The 24,209-nt window shown below is 73.7% G+C and carries 21 protein-coding genes; 18 read left to right on the top strand and 3 right to left on the bottom strand.

What is annotated here, in order from left to right:
- Nucleotides 1-15 precede the first annotated feature (15 nt).
- The 3 genes from E7744_RS13850 to E7744_RS13840 all read left to right on the top strand — a co-directional run bounded on the left by E7744_RS13850 (nucleotide 16) and on the right by E7744_RS13840 (nucleotide 2,595).
- On the top strand, nucleotides 16-1,392 hold the full coding sequence (locus tag E7744_RS13850; RefSeq protein ID WP_246858463.1) for an MATE family efflux transporter: 1,377 nt from the start codon (nucleotides 16-18) through the stop codon (nucleotides 1,390-1,392).
- Nucleotides 1,393-1,441: 49 nt separating this feature from the next.
- Entirely contained in the window at nucleotides 1,442-2,032 is a 591-nt protein-coding gene (locus E7744_RS13845; protein ID WP_137774627.1) for a hypothetical protein, read from the top strand.
- 143 nt (nucleotides 2,033-2,175) lie between these two features.
- Nucleotides 2,176-2,595, top strand: coding sequence for a hypothetical protein (locus tag E7744_RS13840; protein WP_137774626.1), 420 nt, complete (start codon nucleotides 2,176-2,178; stop codon nucleotides 2,593-2,595).
- Nucleotides 2,596-2,620: 25 nt separating this feature from the next.
- Here E7744_RS13840 and E7744_RS13835 read toward each other — a convergent pair whose 3' ends face one another.
- On the bottom strand, nucleotides 2,621-3,487 hold the full coding sequence (locus tag E7744_RS13835; protein WP_137774625.1) for a CGNR zinc finger domain-containing protein: 867 nt from the start codon (nucleotides 3,485-3,487) through the stop codon (nucleotides 2,621-2,623).
- Nucleotides 3,488-3,721: 234 nt separating this feature from the next.
- On the opposite strand from E7744_RS13835, the gene E7744_RS13830 reads away from it, so the two are divergent.
- The 6 genes from E7744_RS13830 to adhP all read left to right on the top strand — a co-directional run bounded on the left by E7744_RS13830 (nucleotide 3,722) and on the right by adhP (nucleotide 10,673).
- Nucleotides 3,722-5,377: a thiamine pyrophosphate-dependent enzyme gene (locus tag E7744_RS13830; RefSeq protein ID WP_137774624.1), complete on the top strand. Its 1,656-nt coding sequence runs from the start codon at nucleotides 3,722-3,724 to the stop codon at nucleotides 5,375-5,377.
- A gap of 104 nt (nucleotides 5,378-5,481) precedes the next feature.
- Nucleotides 5,482-5,964, top strand: coding sequence for an SRPBCC family protein (locus E7744_RS13825; RefSeq protein WP_137774623.1), 483 nt, complete (start codon nucleotides 5,482-5,484; stop codon nucleotides 5,962-5,964).
- A 184-nt stretch (nucleotides 5,965-6,148) separates the two neighbouring features.
- On the top strand, nucleotides 6,149-6,481 hold the full coding sequence (locus E7744_RS13820) for a DUF779 domain-containing protein (RefSeq protein WP_246858680.1): 333 nt from the start codon (nucleotides 6,149-6,151) through the stop codon (nucleotides 6,479-6,481).
- Nucleotides 6,478-7,899, top strand: coding sequence for a GAF domain-containing protein (locus E7744_RS13815; protein ID WP_137774621.1), 1,422 nt, complete (start codon nucleotides 6,478-6,480; stop codon nucleotides 7,897-7,899). Before E7744_RS13820 ends, E7744_RS13815 begins: the two co-directional genes overlap by 4 nt.
- Before the next feature lie 105 nt (nucleotides 7,900-8,004).
- Complete coding sequence (locus E7744_RS13810; protein ID WP_137774620.1) at nucleotides 8,005-9,552, top strand: aldehyde dehydrogenase family protein; 1,548 nt, start codon at nucleotides 8,005-8,007, stop codon at nucleotides 9,550-9,552.
- An 83-nt stretch (nucleotides 9,553-9,635) separates the two neighbouring features.
- On the top strand, nucleotides 9,636-10,673 hold the full coding sequence (gene adhP, locus E7744_RS13805) for an alcohol dehydrogenase AdhP (protein ID WP_137774619.1): 1,038 nt from the start codon (nucleotides 9,636-9,638) through the stop codon (nucleotides 10,671-10,673).
- 155 nt (nucleotides 10,674-10,828) lie between these two features.
- Here the strand turns inward: adhP and E7744_RS13800 are convergent, their stop codons facing one another.
- Nucleotides 10,829-11,440 (bottom strand): SRPBCC family protein, encoded by a 612-nt coding sequence (locus tag E7744_RS13800; protein ID WP_137774618.1) that lies wholly within the window; start codon nucleotides 11,438-11,440, stop codon nucleotides 10,829-10,831.
- A gap of 156 nt (nucleotides 11,441-11,596) precedes the next feature.
- On the opposite strand from E7744_RS13800, the gene E7744_RS13795 reads away from it, so the two are divergent.
- The 8 genes from E7744_RS13795 to E7744_RS13760 all read left to right on the top strand — a co-directional run bounded on the left by E7744_RS13795 (nucleotide 11,597) and on the right by E7744_RS13760 (nucleotide 21,282).
- Complete coding sequence (locus E7744_RS13795; RefSeq protein ID WP_246858462.1) at nucleotides 11,597-13,258, top strand: fumarylacetoacetate hydrolase family protein; 1,662 nt, start codon at nucleotides 11,597-11,599, stop codon at nucleotides 13,256-13,258.
- Nucleotides 13,258-13,998: a GntR family transcriptional regulator gene (locus E7744_RS13790; RefSeq protein ID WP_137774617.1), complete on the top strand. Its 741-nt coding sequence runs from the start codon at nucleotides 13,258-13,260 to the stop codon at nucleotides 13,996-13,998. Before E7744_RS13795 ends, E7744_RS13790 begins: the two co-directional genes overlap by 1 nt.
- Before the next feature lie 47 nt (nucleotides 13,999-14,045).
- Complete coding sequence (gene hpaE, locus E7744_RS13785) at nucleotides 14,046-15,584, top strand: 5-carboxymethyl-2-hydroxymuconate semialdehyde dehydrogenase (protein ID WP_137774616.1); 1,539 nt, start codon at nucleotides 14,046-14,048, stop codon at nucleotides 15,582-15,584.
- A gap of 103 nt (nucleotides 15,585-15,687) precedes the next feature.
- Nucleotides 15,688-16,854: a 3,4-dihydroxyphenylacetate 2,3-dioxygenase gene (gene hpaD / locus E7744_RS13780; protein WP_137774615.1), complete on the top strand. Its 1,167-nt coding sequence runs from the start codon at nucleotides 15,688-15,690 to the stop codon at nucleotides 16,852-16,854.
- A 247-nt stretch (nucleotides 16,855-17,101) separates the two neighbouring features.
- Nucleotides 17,102-18,601, top strand: coding sequence for an MFS transporter (locus E7744_RS13775; RefSeq protein ID WP_137774614.1), 1,500 nt, complete (start codon nucleotides 17,102-17,104; stop codon nucleotides 18,599-18,601).
- 98 nt (nucleotides 18,602-18,699) lie between these two features.
- Nucleotides 18,700-19,554: a LuxR C-terminal-related transcriptional regulator gene (locus tag E7744_RS13770; protein WP_210417123.1), complete on the top strand. Its 855-nt coding sequence runs from the start codon at nucleotides 18,700-18,702 to the stop codon at nucleotides 19,552-19,554.
- A 121-nt stretch (nucleotides 19,555-19,675) separates the two neighbouring features.
- The gene (locus E7744_RS13765; protein WP_137774613.1) at nucleotides 19,676-20,461 is read left to right on the top strand and encodes a 2-keto-4-pentenoate hydratase; all 786 of its coding nucleotides are present in this window, start codon (nucleotides 19,676-19,678) and stop codon (nucleotides 20,459-20,461) included.
- A complete protein-coding gene (locus E7744_RS13760; protein ID WP_137774612.1) occupies nucleotides 20,446-21,282 on the top strand; it encodes an HpcH/HpaI aldolase/citrate lyase family protein in 837 nt (278 codons plus the stop codon). The genes E7744_RS13765 and E7744_RS13760 overlap by 16 nt, the downstream gene beginning before the upstream one ends.
- Before the next feature lie 61 nt (nucleotides 21,283-21,343).
- Here E7744_RS13760 and E7744_RS13755 read toward each other — a convergent pair whose 3' ends face one another.
- Complete coding sequence (locus E7744_RS13755) at nucleotides 21,344-22,084, bottom strand: IclR family transcriptional regulator (RefSeq protein ID WP_137774611.1); 741 nt, start codon at nucleotides 22,082-22,084, stop codon at nucleotides 21,344-21,346.
- Nucleotides 22,085-22,307: 223 nt separating this feature from the next.
- On the opposite strand from E7744_RS13755, the gene E7744_RS13750 reads away from it, so the two are divergent.
- Nucleotides 22,308-24,203, top strand: a complete 1,896-nt coding sequence (locus E7744_RS13750; RefSeq protein ID WP_137774610.1) for an FAD-dependent monooxygenase — start codon at nucleotides 22,308-22,310, stop codon at nucleotides 24,201-24,203.
- Nucleotides 24,204-24,209: the final 6 nt, after the last annotated feature.

The raw sequence follows: 24,209 nt of genomic DNA, 5'->3' as shown, positions 1-24,209 counted from the left end.
ACGCACCACCGCGCCGTGCCCAGCGACACCCGGCCGCTGTCCCGGCAGGTCCTCGCCCTGGCGGTGCCCGCGTTCGGGGCCCTGCTGGCCGAGCCGCTGTTCCTGCTGGCGGACACCGCGATCGTCGGGCACCTCGGCGTCGCCCAGCTGGCCGGCGTCGGGATCGGCACCACCGTGCTGCACACGGTGACCGGCCTGATGGTCTTCCTGGCGTACTCCACCACCCCCGCGGTCTCCCGGGCCATGGGCGCCGGGAACCTCCGGGCCGCCATGGACCGCGGGCGCGACGGCGTCTGGCTGGCCCTGCTGCTCGGCCTCCTCCTCGCGGTGGCCGGCTGGGCGGCCGCCCCGTGGCTGGCCGGGCTGGTCGGCGCGGAGGGCGCCGTCTCCCAGCACGCCGTGGCCTACCTGCGCTGGTCCATGCCCGGGCTGCCGGCCATGCTCGGGGTGCTCGCGGCCACCGGCATCCTGCGCGGCCTGCTGGACACGCGCACGCCCCTCGTGGTGGCGGGGGCGGGGTTCGCCCTGAACATCGCGCTGAACTGGGTCCTCGTCTACGGCCTGGGCCTCGGCGTCGCGGGCTCGGCCGCGGGCACCTCGATCGTCCAGTGGGGGATGCTCGCCGTCTACCTGGGCGTGCTGCTGCCGCGCTTCCGCGCCGCCGGGTCCGGCCTGGCCCCCTCGTGGCCCGGGATGCGGGCCACCGCCCAGCTGGGGTCCTGGCTGCTGCTGCGCACCGCGAGCCTGCGCGTGGCCGTCCTGGCCACCGTCATGGCGGCCACGGGGCTGGGCGTGGCCACGCTGGCCGCCCACCAGCTCGTCTTCACGGTCTTCTCCACCCTGGCCTTCGCGCTCGACGCGCTCGCGATCGCCGCGCAGGCCCTCATCGGCCGGGAGCTGGGCGCGGGCCGCCGGGACGCCGCCCGTGCCCTGACCGCCACCATGGTGCGCTGGAGCCTGTGGTTCGGGCTGGCCACCGGCGTGCTGCTGGCCGCGCTGGCGTGGGTGCTGCCGCCGCTGTTCACCCCGGACCCGGCCGTGCGGTCCGCGGCCACCGCGGGACTGCTCGTGCTGGCCGCCTCGCAACCGGTCAGCGGCTACGTCTTCGTCCTGGACGGCGTGCTGATCGGGGCCGGCGATGCCCGCTACCTGGCGCTGGCCGGCGTCGTGAACCTGGCCGTGTACCTGCCCGTGCTCGCCCTCCTGGCCTGGGTGGCCGGCGGGGGTGCCGGATGGACCGCCGACTGGTCGGACCCCGGCGGGGCGCCCGGCGCGGGCGTGCAGCTGGCCCTGCTGTGGACCGGGTTCGCCGGGGTCTACCTCGGCGCCCGCGCGGCCACGCTCGGCCTGCGGGCCCGCACCGACGCGTGGATGCGCACGGGCGGGGGCTGACCCGGCGGACCTGCGGGGCGGCCCGGACGGGCGGACCTAGAATGGTCGGGTGCCTGCCGCCAAAGCCCCCGCCGAGACCGCCGCCGTCATGTGGAAGCCGATCCTCGTCCGCGCCCTGATCGCGGCGATCTTCGGTCTGACCACCGTGTTCCTGCAGCAGCCCGGCCTGCCCGTGCTGAAGTACGGGCTCGCCGCCTACTTCGTCTTCTCCGGCTCCGGGCTGTGGGAGTACCTGCGCCGCGACCCCGTGCCGGAGCGCATGCGCGGCCCGCTGTCGATCGCCGCGGCCGTGTTCATGCTCGGGGCCGTCGTCCTGCTCTTCGCCGGGACGCCGTTCGTGGCCGGGCTCGTCGGCGCGATCGCGCTCCTCGGCGCGGGCACGGCCGAGCTCGTGGCCTGGGCCCGGCACCGCCGCGAGTTCGTCCCCGCGCGGGACCAGCTCTACACCGGCGGCGTGGGGATCCTCACCGGCATCGGCCTGCTCCTGTTCCTGCGCCTGGACCCGCACGGCATGCTGGGGATCGTGGGCGGCGGGGCGATCGTCATCGCCGTCCTGCTGGCCATCTCCGGCTTCGGCTTCCGGCACGACGCCGGCCCCGAGGCCCGCGCCGCCGTCGAGCCGCGCGCCCCGCGCCGGTAGGGCCGGTCCGGGCTCCCGTCGGAGGGCGCCGGATGCCGGTCGAGGCGTTTCTCTACGACGCGTAGAATGGTGGGGTGCGTCCCGCGCGAGGCGGAGTCCCGCCCGGGCGGATGCCCCAGCACTCGTAGACCAGGAGATCGTTCGTGAGCACGCCCAGCACCGGCCCGCAGCCACCCCGTCCCGGCGGGGCCCCGCAGGAGCGCCGTGAGGGCAAGCCGGGCTTCCTGTCCTCGATCAAGGGCCCGCTGCTGTTCTCCTTCGCCCTCGCCCTCATCGGCGGGGTCGTCGCCACGCTCACCGCCTCGGGCGGCACGGACAACCCGTGGCGCGTGGACATCGGCCTGATCGCCTTCGGCGCCTTCTTCATCGTGTCCCTCGTGGTCGTCGCCATGCTCCAGCTGGCCGCCAAGGACAACCCCGACCATCTCTCCCAGGGCTCCGGCGTGCACCGCTCCTCCGAGGAGCTGCACCGCCAGGCGGTCGCCCGGCGCAAGGCCGAGGCGCAGCGCCGCCGCGAGGAGGCGGCCCGCCGTCCCGACGAGGGCGAGCGCGGGGAGCGCTAGGCCGGCCACCCCCCGAGGACGAGGCCTAGGCGCCCTTCGTCGATCCCTTCTGGCCCTTCTTCCGCGCCTTCTTCTTCGCCTTCTTCTTCGCCTTCTGCTTCCCGCCCTTGTCGGCTTCCCTGCCCCGGGCCGTGCCCTTCCCGGAGCCCTCCTCCCGGTCCCCCGTCCCCGGACCGGCGGGCGCCGCCCCGGGCGTGCCGGTGCCGACGGACGCCTCCGCGGCCCCGGGCTCGGCGGCGCGGCGCGCCCGATAGGCCTTCACGTGGGCGCGGTTGGCGCAGTTGGCCTCGTCGCAGAACTGCTTGGAGCGGTTCCGGGTCAGGTCCACGAAGGCGTTGTCGCAGTCCTCGCCGGCGCAGGTGCGCAGCCGCGTCAGCTCCCCGGCCAGGGCGACCTCCGTGAGCGCCAGCGCCAGGGCCGCGGACAGCTCCCGCTCGGCGGGGTCCCCCTCGCGGCCCGCGGCGAGCACGGCCGGGGTCCGCGCCGCCGGCCCCGGCCCCGTCGCGTCCCCCGGACCCGTCGCGTCCCCCGGCCCCGCGCCCTCGGCGCCCTCCGGGCCGGGGCCGGACCCGCCGCCGTCGGGCGCGCCCGGCAGCGCCAGCCGGACCGGGCCGGCCGCGGCGAGCAGGTGGTTCAGGGACTCCAGCGCGGCGGGCACGTCCCGGGCGGCGGCGTCCTGCCAGGTGCCGGCGAGGGCGGCGCGGAGCTTCCGGACCGCCCGCAGGGTGGCCTCCGGGGCGGGGCCGCCGGGGTCCCCGCCGGGCAGCAGGGCGGCCAGTCGCCCCGGTTCCTCGAGGCGGTCGGGCAGGACCCGGCCGCCGTGGCGACCGGCGGAGGTGTTGACCAGCGCTGCCGCCAGGGCCAGCCGGCGGGTCGTGGTGGGGGAGAACATCTCAGCACTGTACTGCCGGTTGGGGCTGAAGCGCAGCCGGGCGTTTCCGCGTGCCAGAAACACGGCCCGCCCAGTGTTCGCGCGGGCTCCGCGCCCGGCGACACATCCCGCCACAGGACCGGAGGCCGCGGATCCGCTGGGGTATCTTTGCTCGGAGTCCGCCCTGCACCGCCCGAGGACCATCCCGGGTCGCGGTCGGCAGCGCCGCCACCGCACACAGTCCAAGGAGCTTCCATGAGCACAGCCCAGAACACGTCCGCGACCAAGTCCGCCGGCCACGTCATCGTGGACACGCTGAGGGCCCACGGCGTGAAGCGCGTCTACTCGGTCCCGGGCGAGAGCTACCTGGACGTGCTGGACGGGCTGCACAACTCCGACATCGAGAACGTGGTCTGTCGCCACGAGGGCGGCGCCGCCTACATGGCCGAGGCCGACGGCAAGATGAACGACGTCCCGGGCATCGCCATGGTGACCCGCGGCCCGGGCGCCGCCAACGCGCACGTGGGGCTGCACACCGCGTGGCAGGACTCCACCGCCATGGTGCTGTTCGTGGGCCTGATCCCCTTCGAGCACCGCGGCAAGGAGGCGTTCCAGGAGTTCGACCCGCAGATGTGGTTCGAGTCCGGCGCCAAGCGCGTGATGACCGTGGACCAGGCCGACCGCGCCTCGGAGATCGTGGCCGAGGCCATGTTCGCCGCCAGCTCCGGCCGCCCGGGTCCGGTCATCGTGGGCCTGCACGAGGACGTCATCAAGGAGCAGATCGACCCCACGCTGCACCCGTGCATCCCGGTGGCCCCCGGCGGCATGACCGTGGAGGACTGGAAGACCCTGAACCAGGCCCTGCAGGAGTCGGACAAGCCGCTCGTCATCACCGGCGGCAACGACTGGACCACCGAGGGCGCCGAGACGCTCACCCAGTGGCTCGAGGAGCACCACATCCCGGCCGCCGCCGAGTGGCGCACCGAGGGCACCGTGCCCTTCACCTCCCCGTCCTACGTGGGCCCGATCGGCTACGGCCGCCCGAAGCCCACCTACGACCTGCTCGAGGAGACGGACCTCATCATCTTCATCGGCACCGTGCCCGGTGACGTGGTCACGGACGGCTTCACCATCCGCCAGAACTGGGACAAGAAGAACTTCCTGGTCACCATCGACCCGTCCCTGCGCGGCCGCTCCGGCCCCGTCTCCCACCAGATCGTCTCCAAGCCGGACGTGTTCGTGCGCGACCTCGTGCGCATGGACCTGCCCGTCAAGGAGTCCTGGAAGGAGTGGACCGCCCGCATGCGCGGCGAGCAGGAGAAGTTCGCGGAGCTGCCGCCGGCCGAGCCCTCCGAGGGCCAGGCGAAGATGGCCACGCTGATGGCCAACCTGGTGCAGACCCTGCCCGAGGACGCCATGGTCACCCTGGGCGCCGGCGAGCACACCAACTGGGCGCACCGGTACTTCCCCACCAACTCCTACGCCGCCATGATCTCGGCCCGCAACGGCTCCATGGGCTACTCGGTGCCCTCGGCCGTGGCCGCCTCCCTGAACTACCCGGGCCGCCGCGTGGTGACCATCGCCGGTGACGGCGAGTTCCTGATGAACGGCCAGGAGCTGGCCACCGCCGCCCAGTATGGCGCCACCCCGCTGGTGATCGTCATGGACAACCAGGAGTACGGCACCATCCGCACCCACCAGGAGCGCGACTACCCGGGCCGCGTGTCCGGCACCCAGCTGAAGAACCCCGACTTCGCGGTCATGGCCCAGGCCTTCGGCGGCTTCGGCGTGCGCGTGGAGAAGGACTCCGAGATCCCGGCCGCCCTCGAGTCCGCCCTCAAGGCGATCGACGAGGAGAACCGCTTCGCCCTGATCCACCTGATCGTGGAGCAGCGCGTCAAGGCCTACTGACGGGCCCGGCCGGACCGCGAGCGGTCCGGTGCACGGCGATGGAGCGGTACGGTGATCCCGTCCGCTCCATCGGCCGTTGACGGCCCGTGCCCGGGAGGTCCCCCATGAAGCCGCTCTCCGTCGTCACCGAGGTCCGGGCGCCCGCCGCCACCGTGTGGGAGGTCCTGGCCGACCTGGAGGGCACGGCCCGGGTGCTCTCGGGGGTCACCTCCGTCGAGCGGCTGTCCGCGGACACCGGCTATGGGGTCGGCACCAGCTGGCGGGAGACCCGCGTGATGCTCGGCCGGGAGGCGAGCGAGGTCATGACCGTCACCGCGATGGAGCCGGGGCGCCGGACCGAGATCCGAGCCGAGTCCCACGGCATGCGCTACGAGACGGTCCTCGAGCTCCTGCCCGTGGCCGGGGGCGCCGGCGGGGAGCGGGCGCAGCTGGTGATGCGGTTCCGGGGAGAGCCCGTCCGTCCGTCGTTGCCCCTGCGGCTGCTCGCCGCGGTCACCGCCCCGCTCGGGGCGGCCGCATCGCGCCGGGCGATGCGCCAGGACCTGGCGGACATCGCCGCGGAGGCGGAGCGCCGGCGCCGGGCGTGACGCAGGTCACGCCGGGCGGTACCGTGGTGGCACCCCCCAGCCCAGGAGGCACGCCATGACGTCTGCATCCCCGCAGGCCCCGTCCGGCGCGGCCGGCGCCCCCGGTCCCGCCCACCCGACGTCCGACCCCCCGGCCCTCGAGGCCCGGCCCGAGGTCCCCGGGGAGCAGGCCTCCCGGGTGGCGATGACGCGCGAGGCCCTCGACCTGGTCCAGCGGCTCCAGCAGGTGCACGGACCGCTGATGTTCCACCAGTCCGGGGGCTGCTGCGACGGCTCCTCGCCCATGTGCTTCCCCGCGGGCGACTTCCGCACCGGGGACGCGGACATCCTGCTCGGCACCTTCGGCCTGCCGGACGGGACGGGGCTGCCGTTCTGGATGAGCCGGGAGCAGTTCGAGTACTGGAAGCACACGCACCTGACCCTGGACGTGGTGGACGGCCGGGGCTCCGGGTTCTCCGTGGAGGCCCCCGAGGGCAAGCGGTTCCTGATCCGCTCTCGCCTGATGGACCCCCGGTGATCCCCCGGCTCTCCGCGCCCGACTACCAGCGGCACGTGGAGCGGGCGCACCACGAACTGGCGGCCCTGGCCGCCGCGGCCGGCGCGGGGCTGCCCCTGCGAGGCCCGCTGCGGGAGGACGTGGCCCAGTCCTGGCGCCGGTCCCTCGCCGTGCGGGCCCGTCCCGACGCCTCGGCCGCCCCCGCGGTGCTCGCCGACGACGCCCTGCGCGAGGCCCGCGACGGGCACCCGCTGGCCGACGTGCTGTCCATCGTCCGCCGCCTGCTCGTGGAGCCGGCCGCGGATGCCGGGCTCATCGTGGCCCTCGGCAACGCCGCCGGGCAGCTGCTGTGGGTCGAGGGGGATCCGGCGGCGGCCCGCCGTGCCGAGGTCATGGGCTTCGTCCCCGGCGCCGACTGGTCCGAGGCCTCCGTGGGCACCTCCGCGCCCGGGGCCGCCCTGGCCACGGGCCGCGCCATGCAGGTCAGCCGCTTCGAGCACTTCCACCCGGTGGTCCACCCGTGGAGCTGCTCGGCCGTGCCGCTGCGGGACCCCGCCGACGGCACCCTCGTGGGCGTGCTCGACCTCACCGGTGGGGACGAGGCCGTCTCCCCGCTGGCGCTGCCCCTGCTGGGCGCCGCGGCCTCCGCCGTCGAGCTGACCTGGCAACGGACCGGGGTGCGCCGCGCCGGCCGCGCGGCCGTCGTCGTCCCCGGCCGTCCGGCGGCGGGGCAGGGGGCGGCGGTGGGAGCCTCCGCCGCCGGTGCCGGTGCGGGGCCCGCCCGTCCGGACGGGCCGCTGCTGCTGCATGTCACCGGGGTGCTGCCGGCGCGGCTGGGCCGGGACGGGACCGCGCTGCGCGAGGTCTCCCGCCGGCACGCGGAGATCCTGGCGTTGCTGGACTGGCACGCCCCGGGCCTGGACGGGGCCGCCCTCGAGGACCTGCTCTACGGCGGTGGCCAGGACGTCACCCTGCGGGCCGAGCTGCACCGGCTGCGCCGGGTGCTGGCGGGCTGCGCGGGTGCGGCCTCCGGCGAGGCGCCCGACGGCGGCCCCGCCGGGACGGGGCCCGGCACCGGTCCCGTGGGGCTCGGCTCCCGCCCGTACCGGATCACCGGCCCGCTGCGCACCGACGCCGTGCTCGCCCGGGACGCCCTGCGCCGCGGTGACGTGGGCGCGGCCCTGCGCCTCGCCGTCGGGCCGGTGCTGCCGCGCTCGGAGGCGCCCGGGATCGTGGCGATCCGCGGGGAGCTGCGGGCGGCCCTGCGGGAGGCGGTGCTGCAGGACGCGGGGATCGACGAGCTGTGGGCGTACCTGGCCCGGCCGGAGGCGGCGGAGGACCTCGAGGCGTGGACGGCGGCGCTGCGCCTGCTGCCCGCCGAGTCCCCGCGGCGGGCCCTCGCCGTGAGCACGATCGAGCGGATCGCGGCCACCGGCTGAGCGGGCGGCCGAGGTGCCGCGGTGCAACGTGGATGCAACGGGGGTGTGACTACCGTCACGTTCGCGGCACCTCCCCGGCCGCGACCACCTCGTCAAGGAGCCGACATGACCGTCTACGCAGACCCTGAGACCGCCGTCTACGCCACCCCGGGCACCGAGGGGGCGAAGGTCAGCTTCCGTCCCCGGTACGAGCACTACATCGGCGGGGAGTGGGTGCCGCCGGTGCGGGGCCAGTACTTCCAGAACCCGACCCCCGTCACCGGCCAGGTCTTCACGGAGGTCGGCCGGGGCACCGCGGAGGACATCGAGGCCGCGCTCGACGCCGCGCACGCCGCCGCCCCCGCATGGGGCCAGACCTCCCCCGCGGAGCGGGCGCTGGTGCTCAACCGGATCGCCGACCGCATGGAGGCCAACCTCGAGATGCTCGCGGTGGCCGAGACGTGGGACAACGGCAAGGCCATCCGGGAGACCCTCAACGCGGACCTGCCCCTGGCGATCGACCACTTCCGCTACTTCGCCAGCGCCATCCGCACCCAGGAGGGCTCCCTGTCCCAGCTGGACGAGAACACCACGGCGTACCACTACCACGAGCCGCTGGGCGTGGTGGGACAGGTCATCCCGTGGAACTTCCCGATCCTCATGGCCGTGTGGAAGCTCGCCCCCGCGCTGGCCGCCGGCAACGCCGTGGTGCTCAAGCCGGCCGAGCAGACGCCGGCCTCCATCCTCGTGCTCGCCGAGCTGATCGGGGACCTGCTGCCGGCCGGCGTGCTCAACATCGTCAACGGCTTCGGCCTCGAGGCGGGCAAGCCCCTGGCCACGAGCAGGCGGATCCGCAAGATCGCGTTCACCGGGGAGACCACCACGGGCCGGCTGATCATGCAGTACGCCTCGGAGAACCTCATCCCCGTGACCCTGGAGCTGGGCGGGAAGTCCCCGAACGTCTTCTTCGAGGACGTCATGGCGGCGGACGACGCCTACTGGGACAAGGCGCAGGAGGGCTTCACCATGTTCGCCCTCAACCAGGGCGAGGTCTGCACGTGCCCGTCCCGCGCGCTGGTGCAGGAGTCGATCGTGGACCGGTTCCTGGACGCCGTGGTGGAGCGCACCCGGCGCATCACGCAGGGCAACCCGCTGGACCCGGAGACGATGATGGGGGCGCAGGCCTCCAACGACCAGCTCGAGAAGATCCTGTCCTACCTGGACATCGGCCGCCAGGAGGGCGCGGAGGTGCTCACCGGCGGGGGGCGCGCCGAGCTCGACGGCGACCTGGCCGGCGGCTACTACGTGCAGCCGACGATCTTCCGCGGGACCAACGACATGCGCATCTTCCAGGAGGAGATCTTCGGCCCCGTGGTCTCGCTGACCACCTTCCGGGACTTCGACGACGCCATGTCCATCGCCAACGACACCCTCTACGGTCTCGGCGCCGGGGTCTGGTCCCGCAACGGCAACACCGCCTACCGGGCCGGGCGGGCCATCCAGGCCGGCCGCGTGTGGGTGAACCACTACCACAACTACCCCGCGCACTCGGCGTTCGGCGGGTACAAGTCCTCCGGCATCGGCCGCGAGAACCACCTCATGATGCTGGACCACTACCAGCAGACGAAGAACCTGCTCGTGTCCTACTCCGAGGACGCCCAGGGCTTCTTCTAGGCCTGCGCGCCCCACGCTGTCCCCACCGCTTCCCCCCGCCCCTCACGCTTTTCCCCGCTTTGCCCAGCACCCAGGAGGATGCCATGAGCACCATGAAGGCTGCCGTCGTCGAGTCGTTCGGCCAGGACCTCGCCGTCAAGGACCTGCCCATTCCCGAGCCGGGGCCCGGCCAGGCCCTCGTGCGGCTGATCGCCAGCGGCGTGTGCCACACGGACCTGCACGCCGCCCACGGCGACTGGCCCGTCCAGCCCACACCGCCCTTCGTCCCGGGGCACGAGGGGGTGGGGATCGTGGAGAGGGTCGGCCCGGGCGTGACCGAGGTGTCGGTGGGCCAGATGGTCGGCAATGCGTGGCTCTCGAGCGCCTGCGGCAGTTGCGAGTACTGCCGCACCGGCTGGGAGACGCTGTGCGAAAGCCAGGTCAACGGCGGCTACTCCGTGGACGGCTCCTTCGGCCAGTACATGCTGGTGGACGCCCGGTTCGCCGCCGTCATCCCGGAGGGGGCGGACCCCCACGAGGTGGCCCCCGTGCTGTGCGCCGGCGTCACCGTGTACAAGGGGCTCAAGCAGACCGAGGTCCGCCCCGGCCAGTGGGTGGTGATCTCCGGCATCGGCGGCCTCGGTCACATCGCCGTGCAGTACGCCGTGGCCATGGGCATGCGCGTGGTGGCCGTGGACGTGGCCGACGACAAGCTCGAGCTCGCCCGGGAGCACGGGGCCGAGGTGCTCGTCAACGCCAACGTGGCGGAGCCGGCCGAGGAGATCCTCAAGAAGACCGGCGGGGCCCACGGCGTGCTGGTCACCGCCGTCCATCCGCGGGCCTTCGGCCAGGCGATCGACATGACCCGCCGCGGCGGGACGATCGTGTTCAACGGCCTGCCGCCGGGGGACTTCCCCGCGCCCATCTTCGACATCGTGCTCAAGGGGCTGACCATCCGCGGGTCGATCGTGGGCACGCGCCAGGACATGGTCGAGGCGCTGGACTTCTACGCCCGGGGCCTCATCCACCCGACCTACACCACGCGGCCGCTCTCGGACGTCAACGCCGTCCTGGACGAGATGCAGCACGGCAAGATCTCCGGGCGCGTGGTCATCGACTACGAGGACGCCGGCCGGGCCTGACCCGGCGAACGCCCGCCCGTGACCCGGCAGGACCGGGGTGCCGCCTCCCGGCGGGGCCCCGGGACCTGCCGGGTCGCGCCGTGTCCGGGGTACACCGCGACGGGGCGCCCCGGGCCGGTCCGCGAAGGCGGAATGCCGTCCGTCCGGGGCCGCGGTCAGAGGTAGCGGCCCGCCAGCCGCGTCAGGGAGGAGCGGATGCCGTTCGCGTTGTCCGCCGGGCGGCGGGTGAGCTCGTAGGCGCGGGCCACGGCGGGACGCGTCCACGAGTAGTCGAAGGTCTCGGTGACGAGGCTGCTGCCGTCCCCGGCGTCCTCGAACCGCCACCGCCAGCGGTGTCCGCCCGGGTGCTGCCACTCCAGCAGCCGCCCCTCGTCGGAGGCCGTGGTCACCAGGCGCATCGTGTACGGCACGCCGAACTTCCGCATGGCCACGGTGAACTCGTCGCCCACGGCCAGCCGGTGGGGGCCGGTCCGGGTGTGCTGGACGGTCCCGGAGCCGTCCACCTCGTGGTGCCGGTGGGGATCGGCCAGCAGGGCCCACAGCTCGGCCGCCGGCGCCTGTACGCGGATGCGGTAGCTCACCTGGCGCGGACCGGTGTCCACCCGCTCCGGCCACGCGGCCTGCGGCGCGGACACGGGCAGGCCGGTGTCCGGGTTGGTCCGTCCGGCGGGGTCGGTCGTCCCGGCGGTCGGTCCCGTGGTCGACTCGGCGGCCGACTCGGCGGCCGATGCGGGGGTGGGCTGGGCGTCCTGCGGCGTCTCGCTCATGGGGCCAGTCTAGGGAGCCTCGCGGCCCCGCCCCGGGATCCCCGGGACGCCTTCCGTGACGTCCTCCGGGGACGGGGGTGGTGCCACCCGCCCCGGATCGTATACGATTGCTCCGACAGCGACGCAGATCACATCGACACCGCGGAGGCGCAGGACATGACAGGCACGGGCACGGCAGGCGGCACGGGCGGGACGGCACCCCAGGGCCCCGTCGAGGTGGACTTCACGGCGCGGCGGGACCGGCCCGGCAAGGTCATCGCCCTGCACCTCAACTACCCCTCGCGGATCGCCCAGCGCGGGCGCTCCCCGCAGTTCCCGGGATACTTCCTCAAGGCCGGCACCTCCATCGCCCGCACGGGGGACGCCATCGAGCGCCCCGCCGGAACCGAGCTGCTCGCCTACGAGGGCGAGATCGCGCTCGTCATCGGCGAGGACTGCCGGCGGGTCACCCCGGAGGAGGGCTGGTCCAAGGTCTCCGGCGTCACCGCCGCCAACGACTGGGGCCTGTACGACCTCCGCCACGCGGACAAGGGCTCCAACGTCAAGAACAAGTCCGGCGACGGCTACACCCCGCTCGGCCCCCACGTCATCCCGGCCGGGCAGGTGGACCCCGCCGCGCTGCGCGTGCGCACCTGGGTCAACGGCGAGCTCGTCCAGGAGGACACCACCGAGGGCCTCGTCTTCCCCTTCGGCCAGCTCGTCGCCGACCTGTCCCAGCTGATGACCCTGGAGGCGGGGGACGTCATCCTGACCGGCACCCCGGCCGGATCCTCCGTCGCCCGGCCGGGCGACGTCGTCGAGGTGGAGGTGGACGCGCCCACCGCTCCCGGCGCCCCGTCCAGCGGCCGCCTCGTCACCCGCGTGGTGGCCGGCGAGCACCCGATGGCCCCCTACGGCCACGGCCCGAGGGTGGACGACACCCAGCGCGAGGAGGCCTGGGGCTCCCGCGAGGCCGCCGGGCTGCCCCCGGAGGCCGGCGACGGCGGCGCCGCGGCCGGCGCGGAGCCGGCACCGGCGCAGGGGGCCGGGTACCACTACGTGCCCTCGGCGCCCACCGCCGACCGCTCGTTGCTCACCGATGGGCTCAAGGCCATGATCAACGCCACCGCGGTGGCCACCATCACCGCGCAGCTGCGCAAGCGCGGGATCGACAACGCCACGATCGACGGCGTCCGCCCCATGCACCCGGGGCAGCGGATCCTCGGCTACGCCAAGACCCTGCGCTACGTGCCCAACCGCGAGGACCTCTTCAAGGCCTTCGGCGGCGGCTTCAACGCCCAGAAGCGCGCCATGGACTCCGTGGAGCCGGACGACGTGGTGGTCATGGAGGCGCGCGGCGAGACCGGCACGGGGACCCTCGGGGACGTGCTCGCCCTGCGCGCCAAGGTGCGCGGCGCCAACGCCGTGATCACCGACGGCGGGGTGCGGGACAGCGCGGCCGTCGCCGAGGTGGGGCTGCCGGTGTACTCCAACGGCGCCCACCCGGCCGTGCTCGGCCGCCGCCACGTGCCGTGGGAGGTGGGCGGCACCATCGCGTGCGGCGGCACCACCGTGCAGTCCGGGGACATCGTGATCGGCGACGACGACGGCGTGGTCGTGGTCCCGCCGGCCCTGCTGCACGAGGTCATCGAGGACGCCTACGCGCAGGAGCTGCAGGACGCCTGGGTGTTCGACCGCGTGGCCGAGGGACACCCCGTGGACGGGCTGTTCCCGCCCAACGCCGAGTGGAGGCAGCGCTACGCCGAGTACCGTGCCGCCCAGGACGCCGCGGGTGCCCGGGACGCCGCGGGCGAGGCCCCCGACGGGGGCCGGTCCTGATGGCCCCCGCCGCGACGGACCCCGCGGTCCGCGCCCCCGCCGGGCGCGCGGCGGGCGGTCCCGGCATCGCGCCGGCCCCGGGGGAGGACTCGAAGGCGGACCGCGCCTACCGGGCCATCCTGGAGGGCATCCAGCAGGGCCGGTTCGCCCCGGGCAGCCGCCTCGTGCTGGCCCAGCTGGCCGCCGAGCTGGACATGTCCGTGGTCCCGGTGCGCGAGGCCATCCGCCGGCTCCAGCACGACGACCTGGTGTCCTACGAGCGCAACGTGGGCGCCACCGTGGTGGGCGTGAACCCGCAGGAGTACCAGTACACGATGGAGACCTTGGCCCTCGTGGAGGGGTTCTCCACCGCCCAGTGCGCCCCGCTCGTCACGGCCGAGGAGCTGGACCGGGCCCGGGCCATCAACGCCCGGATGCGCGCCCTGCTGGCCGCGGGCTTCGACCCCGTGGAGTTCACGGCCCTGAACAAGGAGTTCCACTCCACGCTCTTCGAGCACCACCAGAACCCCCACATCCTGGACCTGGTGCACCGCGGCTGGAACCGGCTCACCGCGCTACGCTCCTCCACCTTCGCCCACGTCCCCGCCCGGGCCCGGGACTCGGTGGACGAGCACGACGCGCTGCTGGACCTGATCGCCGCGGGCGCCCCGTTCGCCGAGATCGAGGCCGCCGCCCGGCGGCACCGGACCAACACCCTGGACGCGTACATGGCCACGATGGCCGCCCCCTCCGCCTCCTGAACCGACCCCCCCGACCCTCCACCCGTCCCACACCGAGAGGACCCACGATGAGCACCCCCACCGATGACTTCGTCCCCGCCCACCTGCCGGAGAGGATCCAGCACTACATCAACGGCGAGCACGTCGACTCGATCGACGGCGACACCTTCGACGTGCTGAACCCGGTCACCAACGAGCCCTACCTCAAGGCCGCCTCGGGCAAGGTCGCGGACGTGGACGCCGCCGTCGCCGCCGCCAAGGAGGCCTTCCGGAACGGGCCGTGGCCCACCATGCTGCCGCGCGAGCGCTCCCGCATCCTGCACAAGGTCGCGGACATCGTGGAGTCCCGCGGCCAGGACCTCGCCGAGATGGAGTGCTACGACACCGGGCTGCCGATCAAGCAGGCCCTCGGCCAGGCCCGCCGCGCCGCCGAGAACTTCCGGTTCTTCGCGGACCTGATCGTCGCCCAGCACGACGACGCCTTCAAGGTCCCCGGACGCCAGGCGAACTACGTCAACCGCAAGCCGATCGGCGTGGCCGGGCTCATCACCCCGTGGAACACCCCGTTCATGCTCGAGTCCTGGAAGCTCGGCCCCGCCCTGGCCACCGGCAACACCGTGGTGCTCAAGCCGGCCGAGTTCACCCCGCTGTCCGCCTCCCTGTGGCCGGGCATCTTCGAGGAGGCCGGGCTGCCGGCGGGCGTGTTCAACATCGTCCACGGCTACGGCGAGGAGGGCTACGCGGGCGACTCGCTCGTCAAGCACCCGGACGTGCCGCTGATCTCCTTCACCGGCGAGTCCCGCACCGGCCAGATCATCTTCGGCAACGCCGCCCCGCACCTGAAGGCGCTGTCCATGGAGCTCGGCGGCAAGTCCCCGGCCGTGGTCTTCGCGGACGCCGACCTGGACGCCGCGATCGACGCCACCATCTTCGGCGTCTTCTCCCTCAACGGCGAGCGCTGCACCGCCGGCTCGCGCATCCTGGTCCAGCGGGACGTCTACGACGAGTTCGTGGAGCGCTACTCGGCCCAGGCCAAGCGCGTGAAGGTGGGCCTGCCGCACGACGAGACCACCGAGGTGGGCGCGCTGGTGCACCCGGAGCACTTCGAGAAGGTCATGTCCTACGTGGAGATCGGCAAGACCGAGGCCCGGCTGACCGCCGGCGGCGGCCGCCCGGAGGCGTTCCCGGAGGGCAACTTCATCCAGCCCACCGTGTTCGCGGACGTGGCCCCGGACGCCCGGATCTTCCAGGAGGAGATCTTCGGCCCGGTCGTGGCCATCACCCCGTTCGACACGGACGAGGAGGCGCTGGAGCTGGCCAACAACACCAAGTACGGCCTGGCCGCCTACATCTGGACCAACGACCTCAAGCGGGCCCACAACTTCGCCCAGGACGTGGAGGCCGGCATGGTGTGGCTGAACTCCAACAACGTGCGCGACCTGCGCACCCCGTTCGGCGGCGTGAAGGCCTCCGGCCTCGGCCACGAGGGCGGCTACCGGTCCATCGACTTCTACACGGACCAGCAGGCCGTGCACATCAACCTCGGCGAGGTGCACAACCCCGTCTTCGGCCGCCAGGAGGAGGCCGCGGAGCAGCTCCAGGCCTGAGCCCCCGCGGGCGGCGGGCCCACCGGCCCGCCGTCCACCTCCTGCACTTCCCCTTCCCTTCCCGGGATCCCCCGCATCCCCCGCACGAGAAACTAGGACAGCCATGACCCACCTCGATGACCGGACGCTGACGTCCTCGGGCTTCTACGTCTCCCAGGAGGCCCCGATCCACTCCGACAACCCGATCCCCACCCCGAAGGCCCCCGCTCCGGACATCCTGCGCTGCGCGTACATGGAGCTGGTCGTCACCGACCTGGCCAAGTCCCGCGAGTTCTACGTGGACGTGCTGGGCCTGACGGTCACCGAGGAGGACGAGGAGGCCATCTACCTGCGGTCCCTCGAGGAGTTCATCCACCACAACCTGGTGCTGCGCAAGGGCCCGGTGGCCGCCGTCGCCGCCTTCTCCTACCGCGTGCGCAGCCCCGAGGAACTGGACAAGGCCGTGGCCTTCTACGAGGAGCTCGGCTGCCGCGTGGAGCGGCGCAAGGACGGCTTCACCAAGGGCATCGGCGACTCGGTGCGCGTGGAGGACCCGCTGGGCTTCCCCTACGAGTTCTTCTACGACGTGGAGCACGTGGAGCGCCTGGCCTGGCGCTACGACCTCTACACCCCGGGCGCCCTGGTCCGCCTGGACCACTTCAACCAGGTCACCCCGGACGTGCCGCGCGCCACGAAGTTCATGCAGGACCTGGGCTTCCGCGTCACCGAGGACATCCAGGACGAGGCCGGCACCGTGTACGCGGCCTGGATGCGCCGCAAGCCGACCGTCCACGACACCGCCATGACCGGCGGCGACGGCCCGCGCATGCACCACGTGGCCTTCTCCACCCACGAGAAGCACAACATCCTGGCCATCTGCGACAAGATGGGCGCCCTGCGCATCTCGGACCGGATCGAGCGCGGTCCCGGCCGCCACGGCGTCTCCAACGCGTTCTACCTCTACATCCTGGACCCGGACGGCCACCGCATCGAGATCTACACCCAGGACTACTACACCGGTGACCCGGACAACCCGGTGGTCACCTGGGACGTCCACGACAACCAGCGCCGCGACTTCTGGGGCAATCCGGTCGTGCCGTCCTGGTACACCAACGCCTCCCTGGTCCTGGACCTGGACGGCAACCCGAAGGAGGTCGTGGCCCGCACCGACGACTCCGAGATGGACGTGACGATCGGCGCCGACGGGTTCTCCTACACCCGCGAGGGTGACGAGTCCGGCTCCTGGAAGGGCGAGGCGGCCAAGGGCTTCAAGCTCGGCAACCAGCTCTGATCCGCCCGGGTCCGGGATTCCCGGGGTCCGGGACCTCCCGGACCCCGCCCGACGCCGGCCGGCACCTCCAGCGCGGGGTGCCGGCCGCCGTCGTTCCCCGGCCCGGCCACCCGCCGCCCCCGCCGGAGGGCGTGGGGCGGGTCCCGGTCCGCCGGTCGCCCTACCTCCTTCGGGACGTGGTGGGCCCGCGGGCGCCCCTCCTACTGTGGCGTGCATCACATTCCCCGTGGAGCACTGAGGAGAGGCCATGACCATCCGGAGACATGACCGCCAGCGGCCGGTCGCCGAGGGCGCGCCGCCCGCCAAGAAGCCGCCGATGGGCCGGGTCGCCGTCGCGACGACCGTGGGCACCACCATCGAGTACTACGACTTCTTCATCTACGGGACCGCCGCCGCCCTGGTGTTCCCCACCGTCTTCTTCGCCGCGCTGGGCGAGTCGGCCGCCCTCGTGGCCTCGTTCGCCACCTTCGCCGTCGCCTTCTTCGCCCGCCCCGTCGGCGCGGTGGTCTTCGGGCACTTCGGGGACCGGATCGGCCGCAAGAAGGCGCTCGTGGCCACCCTGCTCATCATGGGCTCGGCCACCGTGCTGATCGGCCTGCTGCCCACCCCCGAATCCCTGGGCGCCTTCGGGGTCGTGGCCCCGATCCTGCTCGTGACCCTGCGGTTCCTGCAGGGCTTCGCGGTGGGCGGGGAGTGGGCCGGCGCCGCGCTGATGGCCGCCGAGTACGCGCCGCCCAAGCTGCGCGGGTACTTCGCCGCGCTGCCGATGCTCGGCCCCGCGATCGCCTTCGGCCTGGCCAGCGGCACCTTCCTCGTCACCAACATCACCCTGGGCGACTCCTCCACGGCCTTCGTCGAGGTCGGCTGGCGCGTGCCGTTCATCCTCAGCGCGGCCCTCGTGGTCGTCGGGCTGTGGATCCGCCTGAGCATCGAGGAGACCCCCGTGTTCCTCGAGGCCAAGGCTGCGGCCGAGGCGCGTGCCGAGGCCGAGCGCGCGGTCGCCGCGGCCGCCGGGACCGCCCTGGCGGAGCCCGGGCGCCGGACCCTGCCGATCTGGGAGGCCGTCCGGCGGCAGTGGAGGGAGATGGTCCTGGGCGGGCTGGCCTTCAGCTCCCTGTTCGCCTTCTTCTACCTCGGCACCTCGTTCCTCACCAGCTACGGGTCGAAGGTGCTCCAGCTCGAGCGCAACGAGATCCTCACCGCCGGCCTCGTCACCTCGGTGTTCTTCGCCCTGGCCACCGTGGGCTCGGGAATGCTCTCCGACCGGATCGGCCGCCGCGGCACCCTGCTCGTGGCGGGCGTGGCCGGGCTGGGCTGGTCGTTCGTGATGTTCCCCGTGCTGGACATGGGCCTCACGGAGGACGGCGGCAGCGTCGTGTCCTTCACCCTGGGCGTCAGCGGCACGCTCGTGGTGGCCGGGCTCAGCTTCGGCGCGGCCGGGTCCTTCCTGCCCGAGCTGTTCGAGACGCGGTACCGCTACACCGGAGCCGGGCTGGCCTACAGCCTGGCCGGCATCCTCGGCGGCGCCCTGCCGCCGCTCGCCGCGGCGGGCCTGCTGGCCGCCTTCGGCGGGGGCGCCGTCGGCCTGATGCTCACGGGCATCGCCCTGGTGAGCGTGCTGGTCCTGGCCCTGCTGCGCGAGACCCGCGGGGCGGACCTGGCCGACGCCGGCCCGGCGGCCGCTGCTCCGGGCGCCGCTCCCGCCCCGGCGCCGGCCGCGATCCGCGACGCCGTCGAGGCCCCCTGACGTCCCGCGATCCCCTGGGTGTGCGGTCGCCACGGTTCCCGGGCCGTGGCGACCGCGCGTCCCGTAGACTGTGACGAACATCACGAGAGGGGCTGCCCGTGGGTCCGAGTGCCGAGCTCCACCGCCCGGATGACCTCGAGCTCATCCGGGCGTGGCTGCGCCGGATGCGCACGGCGTCCATCACGGACGTGTCCTTCGGCGGCATCGTCCGGGGCGACCGGCTGGAGATCTCCGAGACGTCCGGAACGCGGACGCGGTCGCTGGTGGGCCAGCGGGTCCCGGTCGGGCAGGGCCTCGGCGGGGCGGCGATGCACCGGGACCGGCCCCTCACCGTGGACGACTACGTCACCTCGGACGCCATCACCCACCACTTCGACGCAGTCGTCAGCGCCGAGGGGCTGTCCTCTATGGCGGCCATCCCCGTGGTGGTCCGCCAGCGTCCCCGCGCGGTGCTCTACGCGGCCACGCGGCAGTGCGGCAGCGTGGGCGACCGGGTGATCGGCGACCTCGTCACCGCCGCGCAGGCGATCGCGCAGGAGCTGCGCACCCGGGACGAGGTCGACCGCCGCGTCGCGCTGCTCGGGCTGGCCCAGGGGCCCGTGGACGCCGACCTGCGCGACCTCGAGGAGGTGCTGCGCACCACGCACTCGGAGCTGATCGCCCTGGCGCACGCGAGCGGGGACGAGGCGCTGGCCGCCTCCGTCCGGGCCGTGGCGGCGCGGCTGGAGGACTGGACCGCCGGCGGCGCCGAGGCGGCGGTGCGGCTGACCCGGCGCGAGATGGACGTGCTGTCCCAGGTGGCGCTGGGCTGCGGCTACGCCGAGGTGGGGGAGCGGCTCTCGCTCAGCCCCGTCACCGTGAAGAGCTACATGCGCTCGGTGATGGCCAAGCTGGACTGCGGCAACCGCCACGAGGCCGTGGCCACGGCCCGGAGGCTGCGCCTGCTGCCGTGAGGGAGCGACGGCGGGCGCGGGGCCCGCGGCGGCCGGGATGTGACGAAGATCGCCCTGCATCGTATACGATCAGGGGAACACCGTCCCGCGGTCCCGTCCCCGGAGCACCTGGAGGAGCCCCATGCTCGACCACGACACCCACGTACAGATCGCCGACGAGCTGCACCGCGCCGGCATCGACCGCCAGCCCGTCCCGCGGCTGACGGCCCGCTACCCCGAGATGCAGATCGAGGACTCCTACGCGGTCCAGCGGATCTGGGCCGAGCGCCAGGTCGAGGCCGGCCGGCGCAAGGTCGGCCACAAGATCGGCCTGACCTCCAAGGCCATGCAGGACGCCACCGGGATCGACGAGCCCGACTACGGGGTGATCTTCGACGACCAGGTCGTCGAGTCCGGCCACGTCTACGAGTGGGCCCGGTACACCCACCCGCGCGTGGAGATGGAGCTGGCCTTCGTGCTCAAGGACGAGCTGCGCGGGCCGGGACTGAACATCCTGGACGTGCTGCGCGCCACCGAGTACGTGGTGCCGGCCCTGGAGGTGCTGGACTCCCGCATCGAGATGGAGGGCCGCACCATCACGGACACCATCTCGGACAACGCCGCCCTGGGCTCCATGGTCCTCGGCGGCCGGCCGGTCGGCGTCGGGGACGTGGACCTGCGCTGGGTCGCCGGCCTGCTCTCGCGCAACGAGGAGATCATCGAGACCGGCGTGGCCGCCGGCGTGCTCAACCACCCCGCCAACGGCGTGCACTGGCTGGCCAACCGCATCGCCGGGCACGGGGACGCCCTCGAGGCCGGGGAGATCATCCTCGCCGGCTCCTTCACGCGGCCCATGTGGGTCTACGCGGGGGACACCGTCTTCGCCGACTACGGACCGCTGGGGACGGTGACATGCCGATTCGCGTGACCGCCGAGCCGCCGCTGAAGGACCTGTTCACGCCCGGGGCCGCGGCCGCGCGCGGCGGCCGGCCCGTGGCGGGGATGTTCCTGTCCTCGGGCGATCCCACCGCCGCGGAGATCTGCGCCGGGGCGGGCCTGGACTACCTGCTCATCGACGGCGAGCACGCCCCGCTGTCCCTGGAGTCCATCCAGGCGCAGCTGCGGGCGATCGCCGGGACGGGAACCCTCGCCCTGGTCCGGGTGCCCGCGCTGGACGAGGTCGTCATCAAGCAGGTGCTGGACCTCGGGGCGCAGAACGTGCTGGTGCCCATGGTGCACACCGCCGAGGACGCCGAGGCCGCCGTGCGGGCCATGCACTACCCGCCCCGCGGGGTGCGCGGCGTCGGCTCCGCCCTGGCCCGTTCCGGCCGCTGGAACCGCACCGCGGGGTACCTCGCGGCCGCGGGGGAGCAGGTGACGCTGCTCGTGCAGGTCGAGTCCGTCGAGGCCGTGGCCCATGCCGCGGACATCGCCGCCGTGGACGGGGTGGACGGGGTCTTCATCGGCCCCTCGGACCTGTCCGCCACGATGGGCCTGCTCGGCCAGCAGGGGCACCCGGACGTCGTCGCCGCCGTCAAGCAGGTCATCGCGGACGTCAAGGCCGCCGGGAAGGTCGTGGGGGTCAACGCGTTCGTGGAGGCCCAGGCCCGCGAGTACGTGGCGGCCGGGGCCGACTTCGTCAACGTGGGCGCGGACGTCGCCCTGCTGGCCCGCGGCTCCGAGGCGCTCGCGGACACGTGGTGCCCGGCCCCGGGGGAGCCCGACGCCGGCCCGCGCGGGTCCTACTGACGGTCGCGGGGGCCGGGGGCCGGCGTCGGGCGCAACCGGACGGCGGCCCGGCCGCCGGGGCCTACCGCGCCGCCGGCCGCTGGCCCAGGCGCGCGGCGACCTGCTCGGCGCTGCGCGCCAGCCGGCGGCCCAGCTCCTCGACGTCGAGCTGGCGGGTGGCGTAGACGACCGCCACCGCCGCCGGCAGGTGGCCGGGGACCCGCAGCGGGACGGCCACCGAGGAGACGCCGTCCAGCACCTCGTCGTTGCTCACCGCGTAGCCGCGCCGCCGGGTCTGCTCCACCTCCGGGCGGGGCGGGACGCCGTCGGTCAGCTCGGCGAGCTCCTCCGGCGGCATGCCCGCCTGCACGGCGAGCCCCGGCGCGCCCCGGTCGAGCGGGTGCCGGGTGCCCGGGCGCTGCGTGACGGCGTGGCCGCGGGAGGGCTCCACCGTCACCAGGGTGATGCACTCGCCCTGGCCCCACACGGCGACGAACGCGCTCATCTGCAGCTCGTTGGCCAGCGTGGTCAGCTCGGGCAGGGCCGCGGACTGGAGGTCCTGCTGCACGCCCCGGGCCAGTACCGCCAGTCCCGGCGCGCCGATGAGCCGGCCGGAGGAGTCGCGCGTGAGCAGGCCGTGGTCCTCGAGGGTGCGCAGGATCCGGTAGGCGATCGAGCGGTGCACGCCCAGCTGTGCCGCGACGTCCGCGATCGTGGGCGGCTCCGGCGCCGAGACCACCAGCTCCAGCATCTGCAGCCCGCGCGAGAGCGTCTGGGAGTGCGGGGCGGTCGTCGCGGAGGAGCGGGGTCCCGGGGCGTTCACGGTGGTCTCTTCTCTGTGGGGGGACGGGGGGGCCGGGGGTCCGGGCCGGACGGGGGCCGGTCGGGGTGCTGCCGTGGGGGCCGCCGGGGTGGACCGCGTCACGGGACCTTGTGAGTCCAGTCACCAACCGTATATGATCCTGCCCAGATGTTCGATAGCTGAACCCCTCGTTCGATTATAGAACAGGGCAGGCGCACCCGTCCTTCCACCCCAGGAGACCTCCATGCTGTTCCACCACCACGGCTACGTGTCCACGGATCCGCGCGTCCAGCCCGCCGCCGGCGTGGGCCTCGACCGTTCCCCCGAGCTGCCCGAGACCATGGACGTGCTCGTGGTCGGCTCCGGCCCGGCGGGCATGACCGCCACGGCCCAGCTGGCCAGCTTCCCGGACGTCATGACCTGCCTGATCGACCGCCGTCCGCAGCGCCTGGAGATCGGGCAGGCCGACGGCATCCAGGCCCGCAGCGTGGAGACCTTCCAGGCGTTCGGCTTCGCGGACGAGATCGTCGCCGAGGCCTACCACCTGACCGAGATGAACTTCTGGAAGCCGGACCCGGCCAACCCGGACCACATCGTCCGCACGGCCCGCGAGCTGGACGACCCGGCCGGCGTCAGCGAGTTCCCGCACCTGATCGTGAACCAGGCCCGCGTGCTGGACTACTTCGCCCGCTTCGCCCGGCACGCCCCCTCCCGCACCGAGCCCTACTTCGGCTGGGAGTTCGTCCGGCTCGAGGTCGGCGAGGGCGAGTACCCCGTGACCGCGACGCTGAAGCGCACCGGCGAGACCGCCGAGGCCGGGGTGGCCCCGGGCGAGGAGCGCACCGTGCGCGCCAAGTACGTCCTCGGGGCCGACGGCGCCCACTCCCGGGTCCGCCGGGACATCGGCGCCCAGCACGTGGGCGCGGTGTCCTACCACGCGTGGGGCGTCATGGACGTGCTGGCCGAGACCGACTTCCCGGACATCCGCACCAAGTGCGCCATCCAGTCCCGGCACGGCTCGATCCTGCACATCCCGCGCGAGGGCGGCTTCCTGTTCCGCATGTACGTGGACCTGGGCGAGGTGGACCCCGACGACGCCGGGGCGGTGCGCAAGACCCCGCTGGACGAGATCATCCGCCGCGCCAACGAGATCGTCTCGCCCTACACGGTGGACGTGAAGGACGTCGCCTGGTGGAGCGTCTACGAGGTCGGCCACCGCGTGACCGACCGCTTCGACGACGTGCCGGTCGAGGAGGCCGGGACGCGCACCCCGCGCGTGTTCATCGCCGGCGACGCCTGCCACACCCACTCGGCCAAGGCCGGCCAGGGGATGAACGTCTCCATCCAGGACGCCTTCAACCTGGGCTGGAAGCTCGGCCAGGTCCTCTCCGGGATCGCGCCGGAGAAGCTGCTGACCACCTACACGGCGGAGCGCCAGCAGATCGCCCAGAACCTCATCGACTTCGACCGCGAGTGGTCCTCGATGATGGCCGCCAAGCCGGAGGAGCTGGAGAACCCCCATGCGCTGGAGGAGTTCTACCAGAAGACCTTCGAGTTCCCGGCCGGGTTCATGACGGAGTACCCGCAGGGCCTGGTCGTCGGCCCCGCCACCCACCAGGACCTGGCCACCGGCTACACGCTGGGCAAGCGCTTCAAGGCCCACCCGGTCACGCGCGTGTGCGACACCAACCCGAAGTTCCTGGGCCACCAGCACGTGGCGGACGGGCGCTGGCGGATCTACGCCTTCGCCGACGCCGCGGTGTCCTCCGCGCAGGACTCGAGGCTGCGCGCGTGGGCCGAGTGGATGGACTCCGAGCAGTCCCCGGTGCGCCGGTTCACCCCGCAGGGCCGGGACCTGGACGCCCTGTTCGACGTCTACGCGATCTACCAGCAGCCGCACCAGGACGTGGAGCTCATGCGCGCCCCGGCGATCTTCCGCCCGAAGGTCGGCGAGTTCCAGGTCTCCAACCTGAACAAGGTGTTCGGCGCGGACCCGGAGGACGACATCTTCGAGGCCCGCGGGCTCAGCCGCGAGGGCGTCGTCGTCGTGGTCCGCCCCGACCAGTACGTCGCCCACGTCCTGCCGCTGGACGCGACCGACGAGCTGGCCGCCTTCTTCGAGGGCGTCTACGGCGCCTGAGCCATC

It is taken from the genome of Citricoccus sp. SGAir0253 (assembly GCF_005877055.1).
GTDB lineage: Bacteria > Actinomycetota > Actinomycetes > Actinomycetales > Micrococcaceae > Citricoccus.
The sequence above is the reverse complement of the archived record's forward strand: the minus strand, read 5'-3'. Positions and strand labels throughout refer to the sequence as shown.